The sequence below is a fragment of the Nonomuraea sp. NPDC004186 genome (assembly GCF_053603495.1).
This window is the reverse complement of record NZ_JBSGFQ010000034.1, coordinates 1-19,232: the sequence shown is the minus strand read 5'-3', so window position 1 is coordinate 19,232 and position 19,232 is coordinate 1. Positions and strand designations below refer to the sequence as shown.

16 protein-coding genes are annotated in these 19,232 nt (G+C 73.4%); 6 read left to right on the top strand and 10 right to left on the bottom strand.

Annotation, left to right across the window (positions count from 1 at the left end; all coding sequences use genetic code 11):
* Window positions 1-112 precede the first annotated feature (112 nt).
* Window positions 113-3,835: a S8 family serine peptidase gene (locus tag ACWEPL_RS26385; RefSeq protein WP_452437744.1), complete on the bottom strand. Its 3,723-nt coding sequence runs from the start codon at window positions 3,833-3,835 to the stop codon at window positions 113-115.
* Window positions 3,836-4,052: 217 nt separating this feature from the next.
* On the opposite strand from ACWEPL_RS26385, the gene ACWEPL_RS26380 reads away from it, so the two are divergent.
* A complete protein-coding gene (locus tag ACWEPL_RS26380) occupies window positions 4,053-6,917 on the top strand; it encodes a helix-turn-helix transcriptional regulator (protein ID WP_452437743.1) in 2,865 nt (954 codons plus the stop codon).
* Window positions 6,918-6,921: 4 nt separating this feature from the next.
* On the opposite strand, the gene ACWEPL_RS26375 is transcribed toward ACWEPL_RS26380, so the two are convergent.
* Complete coding sequence (locus tag ACWEPL_RS26375) at window positions 6,922-7,581, bottom strand: response regulator (RefSeq protein WP_452437742.1); 660 nt, start codon at window positions 7,579-7,581, stop codon at window positions 6,922-6,924.
* On the bottom strand, window positions 7,578-8,720 hold the full coding sequence (locus tag ACWEPL_RS26370; protein WP_452437741.1) for a sensor histidine kinase: 1,143 nt from the start codon (window positions 8,718-8,720) through the stop codon (window positions 7,578-7,580). Before ACWEPL_RS26370 ends, ACWEPL_RS26375 begins: the two co-directional genes overlap by 4 nt.
* 433 nt (window positions 8,721-9,153) lie before the next feature.
* Here ACWEPL_RS26370 and ACWEPL_RS26365 point away from each other — a divergent pair, with 433 nt between their 5' ends.
* The gene (locus ACWEPL_RS26365; protein ID WP_355204218.1) at window positions 9,154-9,525 is read left to right on the top strand and encodes a hypothetical protein; all 372 of its coding nucleotides are present in this window, start codon (window positions 9,154-9,156) and stop codon (window positions 9,523-9,525) included.
* Window positions 9,526-9,544: 19 nt separating this feature from the next.
* On the opposite strand, the gene ACWEPL_RS26360 is transcribed toward ACWEPL_RS26365, so the two are convergent.
* Entirely contained in the window at window positions 9,545-10,003 is a 459-nt protein-coding gene (locus ACWEPL_RS26360) for a MarR family winged helix-turn-helix transcriptional regulator (protein WP_452437740.1), read from the bottom strand.
* Between the two features lie 85 nt (window positions 10,004-10,088).
* Here ACWEPL_RS26360 and ACWEPL_RS26355 point away from each other — a divergent pair, with 85 nt between their 5' ends.
* From ACWEPL_RS26355 to ACWEPL_RS26345, 3 genes are all read left to right on the top strand, one after another.
* Window positions 10,089-10,469: a VOC family protein gene (locus tag ACWEPL_RS26355; RefSeq protein ID WP_363962039.1), complete on the top strand. Its 381-nt coding sequence runs from the start codon at window positions 10,089-10,091 to the stop codon at window positions 10,467-10,469.
* Between the two features lie 169 nt (window positions 10,470-10,638).
* A complete protein-coding gene (locus ACWEPL_RS26350; protein WP_350733159.1) occupies window positions 10,639-11,163 on the top strand; it encodes a sigma-70 family RNA polymerase sigma factor in 525 nt (174 codons plus the stop codon).
* 150 nt (window positions 11,164-11,313) lie between these two features.
* Window positions 11,314-12,009 (top strand): anti-sigma factor, encoded by a 696-nt coding sequence (locus ACWEPL_RS26345; RefSeq protein WP_363962042.1) that lies wholly within the window; start codon window positions 11,314-11,316, stop codon window positions 12,007-12,009.
* 2 nt (window positions 12,010-12,011) lie between these two features.
* Here the strand turns inward: ACWEPL_RS26345 and ACWEPL_RS26340 are convergent, their stop codons facing one another.
* The 6 genes from ACWEPL_RS26340 to ACWEPL_RS26315 all read right to left on the bottom strand — a co-directional run bounded on the left by ACWEPL_RS26340 (window position 12,012) and on the right by ACWEPL_RS26315 (window position 18,872).
* Entirely contained in the window at window positions 12,012-14,291 is a 2,280-nt protein-coding gene (locus tag ACWEPL_RS26340) for a hypothetical protein (protein WP_363962044.1), read from the bottom strand.
* Entirely contained in the window at window positions 14,288-15,985 is a 1,698-nt protein-coding gene (locus ACWEPL_RS26335) for an ABC transporter permease subunit (protein WP_452437739.1), read from the bottom strand. Before ACWEPL_RS26335 ends, ACWEPL_RS26340 begins: the two co-directional genes overlap by 4 nt.
* Window positions 15,982-17,202 (bottom strand): hypothetical protein, encoded by a 1,221-nt coding sequence (locus ACWEPL_RS26330; protein WP_452437738.1) that lies wholly within the window; start codon window positions 17,200-17,202, stop codon window positions 15,982-15,984. Before ACWEPL_RS26330 ends, ACWEPL_RS26335 begins: the two co-directional genes overlap by 4 nt.
* The gene (locus ACWEPL_RS26325) at window positions 17,186-17,839 is read right to left on the bottom strand and encodes an ATP-binding cassette domain-containing protein (protein ID WP_350733168.1); all 654 of its coding nucleotides are present in this window, start codon (window positions 17,837-17,839) and stop codon (window positions 17,186-17,188) included. Before ACWEPL_RS26325 ends, ACWEPL_RS26330 begins: the two co-directional genes overlap by 17 nt.
* A gap of 68 nt (window positions 17,840-17,907) precedes the next feature.
* On the bottom strand, window positions 17,908-18,276 hold the full coding sequence (locus ACWEPL_RS26320) for a VOC family protein (RefSeq protein ID WP_363962050.1): 369 nt from the start codon (window positions 18,274-18,276) through the stop codon (window positions 17,908-17,910).
* A complete protein-coding gene (locus ACWEPL_RS26315) occupies window positions 18,273-18,872 on the bottom strand; it encodes a dienelactone hydrolase family protein (RefSeq protein WP_363962051.1) in 600 nt (199 codons plus the stop codon). Before ACWEPL_RS26315 ends, ACWEPL_RS26320 begins: the two co-directional genes overlap by 4 nt.
* Window positions 18,873-18,963: 91 nt before the next feature.
* On the opposite strand from ACWEPL_RS26315, the gene ACWEPL_RS26310 reads away from it, so the two are divergent.
* Window positions 18,964-19,188 (top strand): hypothetical protein, encoded by a 225-nt coding sequence (locus ACWEPL_RS26310; RefSeq protein ID WP_452437737.1) that lies wholly within the window; start codon window positions 18,964-18,966, stop codon window positions 19,186-19,188.
* Window positions 19,189-19,232 lie beyond the last annotated feature (44 nt).

The window sequence follows — 19,232 nt, the reverse complement described above, 5'->3', positions numbered from 1 at the left end:
CCGACGGCCTTACCCACTGCCACCGCTCCCGAAACGTCGCCCGGCGTCCACATCCCGCCGTACATCCTTGGGAGGAGGCCTTCGGGGTGAAGGCCCCCTCCGTGGGTCAGGGCTACTTCCAGGGGTTGAAGTAGGCCACCGTGCCGAAGTCGATATCCATCGAGTCCGCGCTCCCAGCCGTGGCCGTGGCCCCGGTGACGAAGATGCGGATGCCGGCCGCCGCGTCCACCGCCAGCGCGTGCGAGCGGTCCTGCGCCCCCGCCGCCCCGTCGTAGCGCCCCGTCCACACCTCCTGCCCCGTGGCCGAGTCGTACGCGACCGTCACGTAGTCACTCCCGCCGACACCATCCTCGGAGTCGGAGCTCTCACCGGTGATGACGACCCTGGAGCCGTCCGGGGTGGTGGCGACGTCCCAGGCGTAGTCCTCGCCTTTCCCCTGCCCGTCGCGGCGCTGCACCCACGCCCGCTGACCCGTGCCCGGGTCGTAGGCGACCGTGGTGAAGTCGGACCGCGTGCCTTCCCCCTCCGTGTTGCCGGTCACGTACAGCCTGCCGGCGGCGAGGGTGATGGCGTGCGGGGTGTCGCTGCCGTGCGCCGGCCCGTCGTAGCGGTCCGTCCAGAGCTCCTTGCCGGTGGCGACGTCGTAGGCGACCGTGGCGAGGTCGGTCTGCGTGCCCCGGCCTTCGCTGGACCCGGTGACGTAGACGGACTTGTCGTTGACGGCCATGCCGGAGGGGATGTCCATCCCGTTCGCGGGGCCGTTGTGCCGGGCGGCCCAGAGCTGTTCGCCGGTGGCCGTGTTGAACGCCACGGTGCCCCAGTCGGAGAAGCCCGTGCCGGAGACGCCCTGGCTCTGGCCGGTGACGAAGAGCTTGGACCCGTCCGGGGTCACCTCGATCTCCCGGGCGTCGTCGGTGCCGCCCCCGGGCCCGTCATAGTGCTGCAGCCAGGTGCGCTCCCCGTTGTCGGCGTTGTACGCGACGATGAAGTAGTCGTCCTTGCCGCCCTCGGCCAGCGTGCTCATGCCGGTGGCGTAGACGCTCTTCCCGTCGGGGCTGACCGCGACCCCGTTGGCGAAGTCCGACAGGTTGCCCGGCCCGGTGTGCCGGGCGACCCAGAGCTCCGCGCCCGAGGCGGTGTCGTACGCGATGGTGACGGCGTCGTTGCCGGTGTCGGTGCCCGCGCTGATGCCGGTGACGAAGAGCTTGCTCCCGTCGGGGCTCATCACGATCGCCGCCGGCTCGTCGTACGTCCCCGCGGGGCCCTTGTAACCCTTGCTCCACAGTTGCGCGCCGGTGGCCGCGTCGTAGGCGACGGTGGCGATGCTCGGGCTGAGTGCGCCGGGGGACGTTCCGAAGCTGGCGCCCGTCACGTACACCTGCTTGCCCTTGGGGTCGAGCGCGATGAACTCGGCGGAGTCGGCGCCGCCCGCGGCCCCGTACGTGGCCGACCAGGTCTCGGGCACCGGCCGTACGAGGACGGGCACGCGTACGCTGTGCCGCCCGTCCTTCCACGTGAGTTGCCCGCCCGTGTAGGCGTTCATCGGGGCGGTGGTCCGCGTGAACGTCACCGTGAACGACTTCGTCTGCCCCGGCCGCACCGTGAGCCGGCTCGGCGTCACCTTGGCCGTGATCCCGGCCAGACCGGAGGTGGAGGCCGTGTACGTGGCGGTCGAGCGGCCGACGTTGGTCACCGAGCGCGTCACGGTCTGCGTGCCGGGCAGCCGGCCGACCGAGATCGACGGGCCGTTGAAGTCACTGGGGTCCAGCGAGTACCCCCGCTTCTTCAGCGCGTCGCACACCTTCCGGTCGATGCCCGTGGTCGTCCCGCAGAGGAACGCCGTCCAGTCCTTCACCCCGCTGTCGTAGACGAGCCCGGGGTCGGCGGCGCTGTTCGGGGCGACGTGGCCGGCGCCCTGACCGAAGATCACCTTCGGGTCGGTGCCGGGCCCGTCCAGGACGTCGGTGCCGCTGGTCATCAGGGCCGACTTGACGGCCATCGGCGACCAGTCCGGGTGCAGGTCCTTCAGCAGCGCGGCGAGCCCGGCGACGTGCGGGGCGGACATGGACGTCCCGCTGGACAGCCCGAACTCGGCCCCGTTGTTGCCCGGCGGCGCCGTCGCGGCCAGGATGTCCTGCCCGGGAGCGGTCAGGTCGGGCTTGAGCAGGTCACCGCCGCCCGCGCTGAGCGGGCCCCGGGAGGAGAAGGCGGCCAGGTACGGCGCCGGGACGTCGTCGCTGATCTTCGCCTGGTCGATCGTGGCCGTCGCGCCGCTCGTGGCGGCGTAGTCCTTGACCGCCTGCCGGTCCTTCACCGCGAGGTGCACGGTGGGGATGGAGTGGAAGTCGGCGTTGAGGGAGTTCTCGTCGACGTTCACGAGTAGCGTGCCGACGCCGCCCGCCTCGGCCACGGCCAGGCTCTTGTCGACGCGCGGCGTCACGCCGCGGTCGCAGATGACGATCTTGCCCTTCACCTTGGCCGGGTCGAGCACCGGTTTGCCGTCGTTGTTCCTGGCCGCGTAGCACTGGGCCACCATGGTGGGGTCGGCGCCGGGCAGTCCCACGGCCGTGGAGTCGACGAGCGGCGCCGGGCCGGCCTTGGTCGCCGCCAGCGAGGCCCCGCCGTACGTCGTGCCGTTCCCGAGCGTCGCCGACCCCTGCGTGCCGCGGTTGTGCGTGCCCGCCGCGACCGTGGTCACCCACGGGGAGGGGTGGTTGACGGTGGAGGCGGCGGGGCCGTCGTTGCCGGCGGAGGCGGAGACGAAGATGCCGGCCTGCGCGGCCGCCAGGAACGCCATCTCCGCCGGGTCGAGGAAGTCCGTGCTCGTGCCCGAGACCGAGTAGTTGATGACGTCCACGCCGTCCGCGACCGCCTGGTCGATGGCGGCGACGAGGTCGGAGTAGTAGCCGTTGGCCGTCGAGGAGTCCTGCGCCGACCAGAGCGCCTTGTAGACGGCCACCCGCGCGCGCGGCGCCATGCCGCTGATCGCGCCGAACGCCGCCGCCGGCCCGGTCGCGGGCACGGCGTGGTTGCCGGCCGCCGTCGAGGCCGTGTGCGTGCCGTGCCCGTTGTAGTCGACCGGCGAGGTGAACTCCCACGGCAGCAGTTCCTTCACGGCGGCGTCGCCGCCCCAGGCCGCGTCGAAGTGCCGCGCCGCGACCACCTTGCCGTTGCACACCGCCGGGCTCGTCTGCGGGCACGCGCCGTGGAAGCCGCGGATCGGCTTGTACGGCCTGCCGCTGCCGTCAGGGTTGGCGAAGCTCTTGCTGGACGGTGTGACACCGGTGTCGATCACGCCGATGACCAGGCCGTCACCGGCGCCCTTGCCGTGCCGGCCGCCGGTGGGGCCGCCGAGCTGGTCCCAGAGGCCGCCGCGGGCGTCGAGGCCCAGGAAGTGCGGCGTCGAGGACGTCTGGACCGTCACCTTCCTGTCCTCCGTCACGGCCACGACGTCGGGCATCGCCCGCAGCTCCCTGGCCTGCGAGCCGGTCAGCTTGGCCGCGAAGCCGCCGTACGAGTACACGTACTCGTAGAGCTTCCTGCCGCCGCCGACCTTCTTGAGCGCGGCGTCGTGCCGGCCGCGCAGGTGGTCCACGTACTTGGTCACGTCGGCCGAGCCCGGGTCGATCTTCTCGCCCTGCGCGGGTTTGGTGGTGGACAGCCCGGCCACGTCGCCCTCGTACGTGGCGACGGGGTCCGCCGCCATCTGCACGATGTAGGTCTTCTGCTCTTCGGGCGCGGTCTCGGCCTCGGCCGCTCCCGGCCAGGCCACCGCGATCAGCGCGGTCGCCGCTACGAGTAAGCGGCGGCCACGCGTAGGTTCGGACAGGTCCATCGTCGCCCCTCTGTACATCGCCCGCTGATCACGCGGAACGATCGCCGAGGCTAATGAGGACGGCTGGGGGGCGGCATCCGTACCGAATACGGATTTTTGGGCGGCACCTATCGCAAGAGGGAGATCAGGTAGCCTGTTTTCCTCTGATATATCGCCATTAGGGCAGGTAGGGGGTGGCCGGATGCCCCGCCTCGCCCCCTCAGGTTCCCTCTCCGATGTGCTCATCGGGCGCCGCTCCGAGCTGGCCCTCCTCCGTACCGTCATCGCCGCCCCGCCCTCGCTCGCGCTCGTCGAGGGGGAGGCGGGCATCGGGAAGAGCCGCCTGGTGGGGGAGCTGCTGGCCGCGTCCGGGGCGCGCCGGCTCGTGGGGCAGTGCGAGCAGCTCCAGGAGCCCCTGCCGCTCTCCCCGCTGCTCGACGCCTTCCGCCTGGCGGCCGACCTCACCGCGTCCCGGCCGGTCAGCCCCGTGGTGGGAGCGCTGGTGCCGCTCCTTCCCGAGCTCGCCGAGCGCCTGCCGCCGCCGCTGGCCCCGTTACCGGACCAGCGGGCCGAGCGGCACCGGGTGTTCCGGGCGGCCGTGGCCCTGCTCGACCACCTGAGCCCGCTGGTGCTCGTCCTGGAGGACGTGCACTGGGCAGACGGCGGCACGCACGACTTCCTGGCCTTCCTCGCCGCCCACCAGCCGAGCGACGTCTCGGTGATCCTCACCGTCCGCACCGGGTCGGGGGCGCTGCCGATCCGTGAGGCCCTCGCCCGCGCGCCGTCCGGGCCGGCGCGGGTGGTCAGCCTGACCCCGCTGAGCCCGCCCGAGGTGGAGGAGCTCGCGCGGAGCATCCTCAAGGCCGAGCTCCCCGGCACGTTCGCGGCCCTGCTCTACGAGAAGACCGGGGGCATCCCGTTCGTCGTGGAGGAGGTGCTCCGCACGCTGCTGGAGCGCCTGCCCGCCGATGAGATCCCCGGCCGCCCCGACGTCCTGTCCGCCCTGGCCGTCCCGACGGTGCTGCGTGACGTCGTGCTGCAGCGCCTGTCCTCCCTCGACGGCGCCGCGCGGGAGATCCTCGGGGCCGCCGCGGTCATCGGCACGACGCCCGACGACCGGACGCTCGCGGAGGTCACGGGCCGCGGCCCCCTGGAGATCGCCAAGGCCCTCGCGTCGGCGCAGGCCGTGGGGCTGCTGCACGAGGAGGACGGGCGGTCCCGGTTCAGGCACGCGCTGGCGCGGCAGATCGTGTACGAGTCCGTGACCGCGCCGGAGCGGCGATGGCTGCATCTCAGGACCGCGCAGGCCCTGGAGACCGGGCCGGGTCCCAGGCCGGTGGCCCGGCTGGCCCACCATTTCCGGCTCGCGGGGCGTACCGAGGAGTTCGTGTCGAACGCGGAGGCCGCCGCCGGCACCGCCCTGTCCCACGGGAACGACGCCACAGCGGCCCGCTTCCTGCTCCAGGCGCTGGAGGTCGGCTCGTTGCCCCGGGAGACGCGGGTACGGCTGGCCGTCAAGCTGGGCCGGGCGGCGGTGGACGGCCTGGCCCACGCGGAGGCCGTACCCATGCTCGAACGCCTCCTCGCCACCGAGCCGCTGCCCGCCCATCTGCGCGGCGAGCTGCGCTTCGCGCTCGGCCGGCTGCTGCGCCAGCAAGGGGAGGCGCGGGCCGGCCACCTGCAGATCGAGCGCGCGGTCGGCGACCTCGGCGACCGGCCCGCGCTGCTGGGGCGGGCGCTGGCCGTGCTCGCCGCGCCCGAGACCGTCGTGGACCGGCACGTGAGCGAGCACACCGCGAGGTGCGACGAGGCCGAGGAGGCCGCCCGCCGCAGCGGCGACCCCGACGTGGACATCGCGGTACGCATCGCGCGGGCGTCCCTGCTGCTGGAGCAGGGGCACCCGGGGAGCGGGCGGCTCATCGACGACCTGCTGCGCGACGACCGGCTCCGTGGCGTGCCCCGGGAACACGCCCGTGCCTGCCTCAACTGGGCCCAGGGCGCGCTGCACATCGGATGCCTGGAGCGCGCCGAGGCCCTGCTGGCGGAGGGGCGCCGGGTGGCCGACCAGGCCGAGTACCTGCGGGTCGCGGAGGTCGTGGAGCTGGTGACGGCCGCGGTCGACCGGGCGGCGGGGCGCTGGGACGGCCTGGAGGCCCGGGTCCGCCGCCTGGGCGGCGCGCCCGGCTGGACCGCCTCCCCGGGCGCCGGGACGACCGCCTCCCCGGGCGCGGGGACGGCCACTTTCCCGGCCGCGTCGATGGAGGCGGGGCTGCTGCTCGGCGCGCTGCTGGCGGCGACGGGTCCGGCCGAGGAGGCCGTGGCGTGCCTGGGCGAGGTGATCGCCATCGCCGAACGGGCCGGCGCCGTCTGGCCGCTCATCCCCGCCAAGATGACGCTCTCCCGCCTCCTGCTGACCCTGGACGACGTCGCCGGCGCCGCCGCGCACGCCACCGCCGCGCTCTCCCTCGTACGGGCCAAGGGGAACTGGGTGTGGGGTGCGGAGACCGTCCTGTGCCTGGTGGACGCGCTCGGCAGGACGGCCGGGACCGTGGAGCTCGTGAACGAGCTGGGCGCCGGCCTCGAAGGCGCCGACGCCCCGATCGCGCGGGCGGCGCTCCTGACCGCCCGCGCCGTCGTCTCCCAGGACCCGCCGGAGGCCGACGAACTGCTTGACGGGGCGCGTACCACCCTCCAGGAGGCCGGGCTGCGCTACGAGGAGGCCCAGGCGGCCGAGCGCCTGGGCCGATGGCGCTGCGAACGCGGCACGGGCGACGGCGGGCCCCTGCTCGAAGCGGCGCTGCGCCTGTACGCGGCGATGGGGGCCGACCGGGACCTCGCCCGGATCAGCCGGATCATGCGGCAGAACGGCGTGCCGATCCCTTATCCGTGGCGGGGCGGACGGCCGTCCCACGGGCAGACGCTGTCGTCGCGGGAACGGGAGGTGGCGCTGCTGGCGGCGGAGGGGAAGACGAACCAGGAGATCGCCACCGAGCTGTTCCTGTCGAGGCGGACGGTGGAGAGCCATATCTCCAGCGCCCTGCGCAAGCTGGGCCTCCCGTCGCGCAGAGAGCTGCGGGCCCAAGGCGGTCTCGCCGATCCGTAGCGGCTCAGTCGACCAGGCGGCGCTCCCAGGCCCAGGCGACGATCTCGACCCGGTTGCGCAGGCCGAGCTTGGTCATGATGCCGGACACGTGGCCTTTGACGGTGCTCAGCGAGATGAAGAGCTCGGCGGCGATCTCCTGGTTGGTACGGCCCCTGGCGACCGCCCGGACGACCTCGAACTCCCGGTCCGACAGCGGTTGCGCGGGGGCATGGGTGACCGGGGCGGCGGTGGCCGTGAGGTGGCGCAGCAGCCGGAGGGTGAGCGAGGGGGAGATCAGGGCGTCCCCGGCGTTCGCGGCCCGGACCGCCTCGACGAGCAGGTCGGGGCCGACGTCCTTCAGCACGAAGCCGGTCGCCCCGCCGCGCAGGGCGCCGAGGACGTACTCGTCGAGGTCGAAGGTGGTGACGACGACCACCCGCAGCGGGTCGGCGACCTCCGGCCCCGCCAGGGCCCGCGTGACCTCGATGCCGTCGAGGCCGGGCATCTGGATGTCCACGAGGCACACGTCGGGGCGCAGCCGGCGGGCCAGGGCGACCGCCTCGGCGCCGTCGGCGGCCTCGGCGACGACCCTGATGCCGGGCTGGTCCTCCAGGATGAGGCGCAGGCAGTCACGGATCATCGCCTGGTCGTCGGCCAGCATGACGGTGATGTCCGCGGCGCTCATGGGTGCTCCCGAGCCGGGACGGGGAGGGCGGCGACCACGGACCAGCCGGCGCCGGGGCGCGGGCCGGCGCGCAGCGTCCCGCCGAGGGCCTCGACGCGTTCGCGCATCCCGACCAGGCCGTACCCGCCGGATCCGCCATATCCGGAGCGTCGGAGCCGCCGGGCCGGGGCGGGAGGGGCGTCGTCCGCGACCTCGACGGTGACCGAGTTCGGGGCTCGCGTGACGGTGACGGTGACCGAGCGGGCCTGCGGGGCGTGGCGGGAGACGTTGGTCAGCGACTCCTGCACGATCCGGTAGACGGTGGTGGCCACCTCGGGCGGCCAGAGCGAGGGGTCCTCCCCCTCGGGGAGCCGCAGCCGTACGGCGGGTCCGTGGCCGCCGAAGCGCCTGACCAGCTCGTCGAGGCCGTCGAGGGAGGGCAGGCCCCGGGCCGGGTCGCGGAGCAGGCCGACGACGCGGCGGGTGGCCGCCAGGGCGTCGGAGCCGGCCGTCTCGATGTCCGCCAGCGAGGTCGCCAGCCGCTCCGGCTGCTTGTGCGCGAGCAACCGCGCGGTCTGCGCCTGGAGCACGACGCACGTGACGTGGTGGGCGACGACGTCGTGCAGCTCCCTGGCCAGCTCCATGCGCTCGCCACGGCGTACGCGCTCCTCGACGGCCCGGCGGCGGTTGGCCAGCAGCCGCGGCCACAGCCCGGCCACGACGGCGCCCGCCCAGCCCACGGCGCTCATCGTCCCCACGGCCGCCTGGGAGCCGGCGGCGAAGGCCCCCGCCACCACCACGAGCCCGCCACCGGCGACGGCGCAGGCCGGACGGGGCGCAAGCACCCGGACGGCGGACCCGACGAGGACGGACAGCCCGAAGGTCACGCCGGGACCGGGCTCGGTGGGCAGGTGGGCGACCCGGGCGACCACGATGGCGGCCGCCGCGATGCCCATCCCCGCGAACGCCGCCCACAACCGGCTCCGCCGGCGGACGAGCGCGAGCGCGCAGACCGCCGCCCCGGCGGTGCACCCGGACACCCAGTACGCGCCACCCCAGCTCGCGCCGATCCGGTAGCCGTAGAAGGCGAGCACCGCCGCGGACACCGCGCCGATCACCACGTCGGCCGCGATCCCGGCCCGCCACTCCAGCACCCGCACACCGCCCAGGCTAGGAGCCGCCGCCCGCCCGCCGCACCGGCCGAAAGTACGGTCATGCGGCTCCGCACCCAACAAGTAGGAGTCACCGATCGCGATGGGACTTCACCGGCGATCGGCCAGACAGCAGACTGTCCCTGCGGCCATCGTCGGCTCTCCGCGAAACGTGAAGCGTGGCTCTTTCGCGGGAGCGTTCATGCGATGGCCGTCACCATTGCGGACATGACACCCGCAAACCGGCGAGGTCATCCGGCCCGGGGTCGAATCTGCACGTCCCGGGAGGACAGCACGCCTGCCGGCGGAGAAAAATCCGTACCCGCTTCGACGATCGATCACTCCTGATCATGAACGGCTTGCCATCATGTGCTCACACATAGCAAGGGCCCCCGGCCACCTGGGCCGGGATCCCTTCCGACCGCAGCGAAGGTAGGTGTGCGTGAACGTAGAGGCGGAGATCCTCGACCTGAAGCTCCGGGTGGAAGCTCTCGAAGCGGCCCTGCGCTCCAACGCCCGGTACGACGACATCATCCCCGCCCAGGCCGGCCCCTACCGGTCCGAGCTGCCGGCCCTCGTCGCGCAGGTGTCGATCGGCGTGGCCGAGCTGAGGGCCGAGATGGCGGACATCCGCACCGAGGTGAGCCAGGACTTCGAGGCTCTGATCGTGGAGGTCGCCGGGGTCCGCGTGCAGATGACCGAGAACTACAAGGCCATTCATTCGGACCTGCTCGGGAAGATCGACTCGCTGCGCTGCGAGATGATCGACCTCGGCCTCAGGCTCGACCGGCTGACGGAGACGGGCGGAGCCTGAGACCGCCGGGGGTCGGGGATCAGGCCCCGAGGTCGTCGGCCAGCCGGCTCAGGTAGGTCGCGAACTGCCGCCGGTCGCGCTCGTCCCAGGAGGCGGTCAGCTCCTCGAAGGCCCGGCGCTGCCACTGCCTGGCCCCGGCCAGCAGCGCGTGCCCGCTGTCCGTGAGCCGCAGGGAGGCGCGGCGCCGGTCGCGCTCGGAGGTGTCGCGGGCGAGGTAGCCCGCCTCGACGGCGTCCCTGACCATGCGGCTGGCGCCCGAATGATCGAGGCCGAGCTGGTGCGCCACGGTGCCGACCGTGGGCGGCTCGGGCGCCTCCCCGCCGGCGCGCGCGTTCGTGTGCACGGCCTCCACCGCCAGGATGTGCTGCACGTGACGCTGCTCGCCGGTCAGCTCTTCCGACGCCCGCCCGGCCCACCGGCGGGACCAGAAGCGCACCAGGTGGAACAGCGCCGGTCCGCCGTCGGCCTCCTCGCTCATGCCCTCACCCTACGACAGGTTGCATGCGATACGCACGTATGATTATGTGCGTTTCACATACATCTTCTCCGGAAGGGATGCCGTCATGGCCATCGTCATGAACCACCTGATCGTCCCCGCCGCCGACCGCGAGGCGGCGGCGGCGTTCTTCGCCGGCCTGCTGGGGCTGCGGGTCGGCCCGCCCGCCGGGCCGTTCGCGCCCGTCAGCGTCAACGACGACCTCACGCTCGACTTCGACGACCGCCGCGCGCCCCAGTCCGGCCACTACGCCTTCCTGGTGGACGACGACACCTTCGACGCGCTCATGGAGCGGCTCGAGAGGGACCCGGCGATCGACTACGGTTCCGGCCCGATGAACGGCTGGGACCGCGAGATCAACCATCTGGCGGGCGGCCGCGGCGTGTACGTGCGCGACCCCAACGGCCACAGCTACGAGCTGTTCACCGCCGAGCCGGAAGATCACTGAGCCGTCGGTCTGCGGGGTCGCCGCAGGTGGGCAAAACATGATTTAGGCGGTAAATCCAGCGAAGCGGTGAGAAGGGCAAACTGCCATCATCTGGCCTCCTCCGTGGCTAGAGTGATGATTCCAATATCGGCGGGATATTCCCTGGTATCCGCAGCGCGAGGAGTCGCGGGTGAATCACCGCGTGACCGACGAGGCCATGGTCCGAGCCCTGTACCGCGAATACGGCGCCCCCCTGATGGCCTTCGCCGTCCGGCTGACGGGTGGTGATCGGCGCTGGGCCGAGGACGTCGTGCAGGAGACCCTGGTACGCGCCTGGCGCAACCTCCCCGACCTGCGTACCGACTCCGGCTCCCTGATGCCCTGGCTGGCGACCGTCGCCCGCCGCGTGGTCATCGACAACCGGCGCCGCTCCGGCTCGCGCCCGCTCGACACCGTCGAGGACGTCCCGGAACGTCTCAACTCGGTGGCCGCGGAGGACGAGCAGCTGTTACGCGAGATCGTCGTGACCGACGCGATGATGTCGCTCTCACCGGCCCATCGGCAGGTGCTCACGGAGACGTTCCTCCTGGACCGCACGGTCCAGGAGGCGGCGGAGATCATCGGGGTGCCCGTGGGCACCGTGAAGTCCCGCGTGTACTACGCCATGCGCGCATTACGCGTGGCGCTGGAGGAAAGGGGGGTGACGCTGCCATGACGTGGGAGGCGCGTCACGATGAGAGCCACACCGAAAGGGGGGTGACGTTGCCATGACGAGGGAGGCGCGTCACTACGGAAGCCACCGCGAAAGGGGGGGTGACGCGCTCATGTCGGAGATGCGTCACGCAGCAAGCGGGGTGACGCTCTCATGACCGAGGTGCGTCACGAAGACGTGGCCGCGTACGCGCTCGGCCTGCTCCGCGGGGAGGAGAAGGCCGATTTCGAGCGCCACCTGAGGGGCTGCCCGAGCTGCGCGGAGGAGGCCGGGGCGTTCGCCGCGATGGGGGAGCTGATCAAGACCGTCCACCCGGACGACCTCCTGCCCAGCCCGCCCGACCCCGAGGTCGAATCACTCCTGGTGCGCCGCGCCGCCACCGAACGCCGCCGGCGGAGCCTGCACCGCACGTTCATGTCCGCCGCCGCCTGCGTGCTCGTCGCGGCCGGCGTCTTCCTCGCCGTCAGCTCGGTCACCAGCGGCCCCAACCCCGACAGCGTCCACAGCCCGGCCCGCGCGCTCCTCATGACCGGCCACACCTACTCCGCCACCGACAAGAGCACCGGCGTGTCCGCTCTCGTCGGGCTGGAGGACAAGGGCTGGGGCAGCCACGTCGCGCTGGAGCTCAAGGGCGTCAAGGGCCCGCTGCAGTGCCGCCTCGTGGCGGTGGGCAACGACGGCCGCTCCGAGGTGGTGGCGAGCTGGGGCGTGCCCGACAAGGGGTACGGCGTGCCCGGAGCCCCCGACCCCCTGCTGCTGCACGGCGGCACCAGCCTCCCGGAGTCCGAGCTGAACCACTTCACGGTCGAGACCTTCGACGGCAGGAGCCTGGCCACGATCCCGGTGTGAGCTCACAGCTCCGACAGGCTCGCGCGCAGCTCGCGGACCTGCCGCGGCTCCGCGATCCCGTCCCAGGGGGAGAGCGCCGCCAGCCCCGCGTCGCGGTGCTCGGCGGCGCTCCCGGCCCGCAGCCGGGCCAGGTGGAGGTGGGCCAGCGCCGTGCTCACCCCCGTCGGGGGCAGCCGCGGCTCGGCCTCCGCCAGCAGCGCGACGACCTCCTCGGGACGGTGATCGGGCTCCTCCAGCAGCACCCCGGCCCGCTGCACGAGGCAGCGGGCCCGCCCGATCTCGTCGGCGGTCTCCGCGTAGAGCCGCTCGGCCTCCTTCAGGTTGGACCTCGCGTCGAAACGCAGCCCCAGGTAGTGGTGCGCGAGCGCGAGCAGCTCCTGCGCGTGCGCCGCCGCGCCGTCGTCGCGGGCCCGCGTGGCCAGGTCGAGCGACTCGAACAGCACGGCGCGGGCGTCGGCGTACAGGCGGCGCGCCTCGGGGTCGCGCCCGTCGCCGTCGAGCGTCTGGCCCTTGCGCAGGAGCAGCGCGGCCACGTTGATCAGCCGGAGCGAGTGCCCGGCCAGGTCGCCGCCGGACAGCGCCTGGCCGTACCGTACGAGCGCCGACTCGACGGCGGTGAACTCGTCGCCGGCGGCCAGGAGGATGGCCGCGTGCTCCAGGTGCAGCTCGGCGGGCCACGACTCCACCCTGACCCGCAGCCTGGCCGCCCGGTTGAAGTGCTGGCGGGCAGTGGTCGGGTCACCCCAGGTGAGCAGGATCGCGCACTGGCGCAGCTCGGCCGTGGCCTGCACGTGCTCGTCGCGCAGCGCCTTGGCCGCCTCGGCCAGCGCCTCCGCGGCCCGCAGCCGGTCCTCGTGCCGCTGTTCGAGCCGGAACCAGGTCTCCAGCCCGTCCGCGATGCGCGCCAGTGCCCGGGCCGTCTTGGGCGCGGGGCTCCCGTGCGCCAGCACCTCCAGCAGCACCCTGTCCTCGATCGCGAACCAGGCGCGGGCCTCCTCGCCGGGTAACAGGGCGGCGAACGAGTCGGCCTCGTCGGCGAAGTGCTCGACCAGCCGGCGCCAGGCCGCGGCGTCCTTCGGCGAGGGAGGAGGCCCGGGCGTGCCGCTGGGGAACGCGCCGGTCACCCTGACGCGCGTCATCCGTACGTTCTCCACCAGGCCCAGGTCGGCCAGCTCCCCGATCGCGTCGGCGGCGGAGGGCACGCCGAGCAGCGCGGCGGCCGCCCGGTGGTCCACCTCGGCGATCGGCAGGCCCGCCAGCAGGACGAACAGCTGCTTGGCCGTCGGCCTGAGCTGCCTGATGCTGAGGTTGAGCACGAAGTCGAGGGTCTTGACGACGGACAGGTTTCGCAGGTCGTCGACCAGGGACTGGAGCGCGACGCCGGGGTTGCGGGCCAGCCAGCGGCCGATCCTGACGATCTCCAGCGGGCTGCCCAGGCAGGCGTCCACCAGCAGCCCGAGCGCCTTCGGGTCGCGGTTGACGCGCTCGTCGCCGATGTGGCGGGCCAGCAGCGCCTGCCCGGCCCCGGGCGCGAGCGGGCCGAGCTGGATCGGCTCGATGTGCTGCGGCAGCTCGTCGGTGAACGTGCCCGCCACCACGATGTGCGCGCCCGGCACCCGGGGCGGGAGCCAGGCGATCTGGCTCCAGGTGCTGACGTTGTCCAGCAGGAGCACCCGGTCCGTGCCGGTGAGCGCGTCGATCACCTGCGCGGTGGCGTCCTCCGGCTCCTGGATCGCGCCGGGCGGCCGGTCGAGGGTGCGCAGGACCCGCTGGGCCACGCTCAGCGGCGTCTCCGCGTGGTCCCGGTCGGGGCCGCGCAGGTCGGCGTAGCGCTGCTTGCGGGCGTCCGCGGTCAGGTCCCACGTGGCCAGGGTCGCCACCGAGGACGTGCCCATGCCCATCGCGCCCTGCACGACGACGATCCCGCGCTCCTTCGCGCGCTCCTTGACCTGCTGGACCTCGGCGTCCCTGCCGACGAGCCCGTCGATCCTGTCGGGGAAGGGCAGGCGTTGGAAGATCGTCGGGGGTGGGGCCTTGCGGCGGCTGCGTACGAAATGGGTGAGCCAGCCGGCCACGACCGGGAGGGATACGATCAGGATGACGAGCAGCCAGACGGGCAGCCACTCCGTCACCCGCTCGATCAGCTTCTCCTGCAGCAGCAGGACCGTGCCGCCCGCGGTCAGCAGCCCGCCGAGCCCCAGCTCGGGCAGGTGCGCCCCGGCCTGCCGGGAGAGCTGGGACAGGCGGAAGCGCAGCCGGTCCTTTCGCGAGATATCCGTCATCGGCGCACTCCTCGCGTCAGCCCCCGGTACAGCCAGCGCCCGGTGACGACCACCAGCAGCACGGGCACCGCGGTCGCGATCACCGACTGCGCCGCCAGCGGCCCGGCGGCGCTCATGAAGTGGCGGGCCTGCTCCAGCAGGATCAGCGGCAGGTGGTCGCCCGACGGCCAGTTGAGCAGCAGCCCGACGACCGTGTCGTTCCACACCAGGACGAAGGCCAGGACCGCGGCCAGCACCAGGGCCGGGCGCGCCTCGCGTACGACGTGGAACAGCTCCCAGCGGTCCCGCGCCAGCATGGGAGCCGGCACGCGGACGAACGCGTTGTACAGCACCAGCACCGCCAGCGGGATCACCAGCGCCGCGTGCACGATGGCCAGCGCCGGAGCGGTGCCGACGACCGGGCTGAGCCAGCGCTGCAGCGGCACCGCGAACGCCTGCGGCGGCAGCACGGCCAGGGCCACCGCGACCAGCAGCACCGGCCGCCAGGCCCGGCGCGGCAGCAGGTGCTCGTGCGCCAGCACGTACGCGGCCGGCACGGCGGCCAGCAGCACCAGGCACACCACCACGACGGCCCGCAGGAACGTGGTGCCGAGCGCGCCCGCGAACCCGCCGTCGGCCAGCGCCTCCGTGTACGAGCCCAGCGTCCAGGGACCGCCCCCCCACCACCCGGACAGCGCCGCGGCGACCGGGTCGCGCAGCGAGGTCAGCACGAGCACCAGGAACGGCAGCACCCAGAGCACCGACACCGCCGCACACAGCAGCCAGATCCGCCAGCCCTTCCTGGGCGGCGGCGGGACCACCGGCTCGGCCCAGGTCACCCGCCCGCGCAGCCCGAACAGGGCGGGCACCGCCATCAGGGCCACGAGGACCGACAGCCCCACGGAGAGCGCGGAGGCCCGCGTGTCGCCCAGGTCGCCGTGGTGCCGCCACCAGAACAGCCCGCCGCCCTCGATCTCGGCCTGCATCGAGCCGGGCGCGCCCATCAGCACGACGTCGAACACGCGGGCCGCCGCCGCCAGCGCGAACAGGTACGCCAGCGCGGCCGGCCCGGCGAGCGCCGGGACCACGACGGACCAGAGCCTGCGCCGCCGCCCGACGCCGAACGCCCTGGCCATCCGCAACAGGTTGGTGGGCAGCCGGGCCAGCGCCTCGTGGAAGACCAGGAACGCGACCCCGGCCCACTGCCAGACCAGCGCCAGCCCGAACACCAGCCAGATCCACACGGGGCCGAGGAAGGCCACCTCCGTGCCGAACAGGGCGTTGACCAGGCCGCGGCGCGGGTTGGTGTCGAACATCAGCCGGAAGATCGCGCCCGTGGTGAGCGGGGACACCGCGGCCGGCAGCACCAGCAGGAAGCGCAGCACGCCGCCGAGCACCGGGCCCGCGTTCCTGGCCAGCCAGGCCAGGCCGAGCCCCACGGCGCACACGACCACGGCCAGCACCAGCCACATGAACGAGTTGCCGAGCGACTGGAGCACCCGGCCGTCGAGCAGCACGTCGTACGCGCCGGGCCCGGCAGAGAGGCTGAGCACGACCGTCGCGCAGAGCGGCACCAGGATGACGCCCGCCGACAGCAGGACCGCCAGGAGGAGGTAGAGCGAGGCGCGCAGGCGGCCGATCCCGTGCCCGACCAGCGGGATCCTGGCGTCGTGGTGCGAGGCGGCCTCGAACAGGAAGGCGTTCCGCCGGCTCACAGGGCCCCCTCCTTGCTGCCCGCGACCAGCTTGTCGCGGGCAGCGGCCGCGGCGGTGGCGGGATCGACCGCGTTGACGGCGACGTCGGTGAACAGCCCGGTGAGCACCCGCCACAGCCCGCGCCCGTCGCCGCCCTCCAGGCCGCCGATGAGCCGGTCGGACAGGTCGTAGTGGGCGTTCACGGCGGCGTTCAGCTCCTGGGCGGGGCCGCGCAGCAACTGGTGGGAGGGCGGCGTGAACGGCGTCAGGAAGCCGCCGTCGGCGATCCAGCCGGTCAGCGCGTCGCGCTCGCCGCTCGCCCGCGGCCTGGTCAGCCAGTTGACGAAGTCGATCGCGTGCGCCGGCCCGGCCCGCATCGCCACCGCCACGTCGCCGCCGACGACCAGCGGGGGCAGGTTGCTGCCGTAGGCGGGGAAGCGGAAGTGCGCCGCGACGCCCTTGCCGCCGTAGTGCTCGATGACCGGCAGGGCGAAGTCCGGCGCGGCCACCACGCCGGCGGTGCGGTAGGCGAAGACGTCGAAGATCGAGTCGTGGAACTGCATGGTGAGCGCCCGCCGGGCCTGCTCGGGGGTGAACGCGCCGCGCCAGATCGTGCCGAGCAGCTCCAGCGCGTCCGCGACCTGCGGCACGCTCCACCAGTCGGGATTGCCCGGCAGGCCGGGCGGGAAGAGGCCGCCGTAGACCTCTGGGGCGAAGGCGAGCAGCACGTTCTCGAACCAGTCGCTGAGCACCCACCCGTCGGCCGCCCCGATCGCCAGGCTGCCCGGGGTGGGCCGCCAGGAGGTGAGGTCGGCGGGCGGCGTGTACTCCCCGGCCCGGTGCCAGACGAGCGACTTGTGCGCGAGCTTGAACCAGGCGCCCAGTTCCTCGTGGCTCCCGGGCGGCGTCACGAGCCCGCGCCAGAACTCCTGCTGCCGGTGGTCTCCCGTCCACGGCCGGATGCGCGGCCGGATCATCGGATCGAAGAGCAGGCCCAGCCTCGGGATCACGGCCACGTCGGGGACGACCTCCTCCGCGGGGCCGCGCAGCACGGCGGCGATGTTGTCGCCCGCCGAGAAGACGTGGACCGGGCGCCCGTACTCCTTGACCACGCCGAGGAAGCGCCGCAGCTCGTCGCCGCTCCACACCACCGCCACCTGCAGCGGCCGCTCGCGGGCGCAGCCGGCCAGGGCCGCCGCCGGCAACGCGGCCAGTAACGCTCTACGGGTCAGGGGCATCGGCGATCTCCCAGAAGCGCGAGGGGGAGGCGAGGCTGGCCACCCTGGTCCGGTCGTCGGTGACGACCAGCACGGCCAGGCTCGGGTCGGTGCCCAGCGCCGCGCTCACGGCCGCGTGGCAGGGCCCGCAGCCCGTGCGGTCCTCGACCACCATCACCTTGACCGCCGTGCGCCGGCACAGGGCCCGCGCCAGCGCCACGTGCAGCCGCTCGTCGTGGGCCAGCTCGTGCGGCCGCGACCGCAGGAAGCCCTGGATGTCGGTCTTCTTGGCCATGTACGCGACCATGCCGCGGATGGGCGGGGACGCCTGGTCGTCGCGGGCGGTCAGCGCGAGGTTCTGCTCGACGGTCAGGTGCGGCAGCAGGCCCGCCCCGGCCGGGACCAGCCCGATCTCGCGCTCGGCGGGCAGCCGCATGGTGATCTCCTGGCCGTGGATGCGGATCTGGCCGTCGTCGGGCATCTCCAGGCCGATGAGGACGTCGGTGAACGCGTCGGCCTCGGCGCAGTCGGCGGCCACCACCACGGCGGTGCGGCCGGGGCCGACGGTCAGGGGATCGGGTGCGAGGGCGCGGCGCGTGCCGTGCGCCTGCCAGGCGAGGCCGGACAGCTCAAGAACCGGCGCGACCTCGACCACCATTCGACGTTTTCACAAACAGTGGATCACGGCAACGTAATTGACCGCTTCCGCAACGTGTCGATCCGGCGCTACCCGCTCACCCAGAGGCAGAACGGGTGCCCTGCCGGGTCGAAATGCACGCGTACGTCGTCCTGTGGCTGGAAATCGGCCACGGTCGCGCCCAGCTCGACGGCGCGGGCGCTGCTCGCCTCGAGATCGTCGACCTCGATGTCCAGGTGCATCATCATCTGCTGCCCGCCCGGCGGCGCGGGCCAGGCCGGGCGGACGAAGCCGGGGTCGCTCTGGAAGGCCAGCCCGGGGCCGCCTTCCGGCGCGGCGAGCAGCACCCAGTCGGGCTCCTCGTCCTTGACCCGCCAGTCGAGCAGCTCGCGGTAGAAGGCGGCCAGCGCCGGCCCGTCGAGCGCTTCCAGACAGACGGTCGACCACCTGAACCTCATGCGGGACTCCTGAAATGGGTCGTGAACCAGTTTCTGGCGTGCTCGGCCACGGTCTCCAGCGCGCCGGGCTCCTCGAACAGGTGGGTGGCCCCGGGCACGACGGTGATGCGGCTCTCGGCGCTCATACGCTGCTGGGCCTCCTCGTTCAGCTTCACCACGATCGGATCCCGGCCGCCCACGATGAGCAGCGTGGGCGCGCGTACCGCCGCGAGCCGAGGCCCCGCCAGGTCGGGCCGCCCGCCGCGCGAGACGATCGCGGAGACCGCGTTGCCCGGCTCGGCCGCCGCCCACAGCGCCGCCGCCGCGCCGGTGCTGGCCCCGAAGTAGCCGATGGGCAGCCCCGCCGCCTCCTCCTGCTCGCGCAGCCGGCGCGTACGTTCCAGCAGCCGCTCGGCCAGGAGCGCGATGTCGAAGACGTTCGCCCTGTCGGCCTCCTCCTGGGGCGTGAGCAGGTCGAACAGCAGGGTGCCCAGGCCCGCCTTGTTGAGCGCCCCGGCCACGTAGCGGTTGCGCGGGCTGAGCCGGCTGCTGCCGCTGCCGTGCGCGAACACCACCACTCCATGAGCGGCGTCGGGAACGACCAGATCGCCGGACACGTGCCCCACCTCCCTCCCCGTCCACCTGCCACTGCCCGTACAAGCCCTGGTCTATCCGCGCCGGTATGGCGTGATCAGGCATACTGCACGGATGTCCGATTTCGCCGACTTCCGGATCGAGGGGCGGGCGGCTCTGCTGGCGGGCCGGGCGACCCACGACAGTCCCATGGTGGAGGGCGCGAGGCGGTGGGGAGCGGCGGCCGTGCTCCGCCCCTCGGGTGAGGTGCTGGACCGGCTGGCGGCGCTGGCCGGGACCATCGAGGCGCCGAGACGCTGCGCGAGGCCATCGAGCGCGACCCCGACGACGTGGCCATGATCAGCGTCATGTGGGCCAACAACGAGGTCGGCACGGTCCAGCCC

Bases quoted from the DNA above. Each gene is read 5' to 3' on its own strand.
- ACWEPL_RS26385 (WP_452437744.1), bottom strand. From the start codon at position 3,835: ATGGACCTGTCCGAACCTACGCGTGGCCGCCGCTTACTCGTAGCGGCG.
- ACWEPL_RS26375 (WP_452437742.1), bottom strand. From the start codon at position 7,581: ATGAGCGCCGCGGACATCACCGTCATGCTGGCCGACGACCAGGCGATG.
- ACWEPL_RS26360 (WP_452437740.1), bottom strand. From the start codon at position 10,003: ATGAGCGAGGAGGCCGACGGCGGACCGGCGCTGTTCCACCTGGTGCGC.
- ACWEPL_RS26355 (WP_363962039.1), top strand. From the start codon at position 10,089: ATGGCCATCGTCATGAACCACCTGATCGTCCCCGCCGCCGACCGCGAG.
- ACWEPL_RS26345 (WP_363962042.1), top strand. From the start codon at position 11,314: ATGACCGAGGTGCGTCACGAAGACGTGGCCGCGTACGCGCTCGGCCTG.
- ACWEPL_RS26340 (WP_363962044.1), bottom strand. From the start codon at position 14,291: ATGACGGATATCTCGCGAAAGGACCGGCTGCGCTTCCGCCTGTCCCAG.
- ACWEPL_RS26330 (WP_452437738.1), bottom strand. From the start codon at position 17,202: ATGCCCCTGACCCGTAGAGCGTTACTGGCCGCGTTGCCGGCGGCGGCC.
- ACWEPL_RS26325 (WP_350733168.1), bottom strand. From the start codon at position 17,839: ATGGTGGTCGAGGTCGCGCCGGTTCTTGAGCTGTCCGGCCTCGCCTGG.
- ACWEPL_RS26320 (WP_363962050.1), bottom strand. From the start codon at position 18,276: ATGAGGTTCAGGTGGTCGACCGTCTGTCTGGAAGCGCTCGACGGGCCG.
- ACWEPL_RS26310 (WP_452437737.1), top strand. From the start codon at position 18,964: ATGTCCGATTTCGCCGACTTCCGGATCGAGGGGCGGGCGGCTCTGCTG.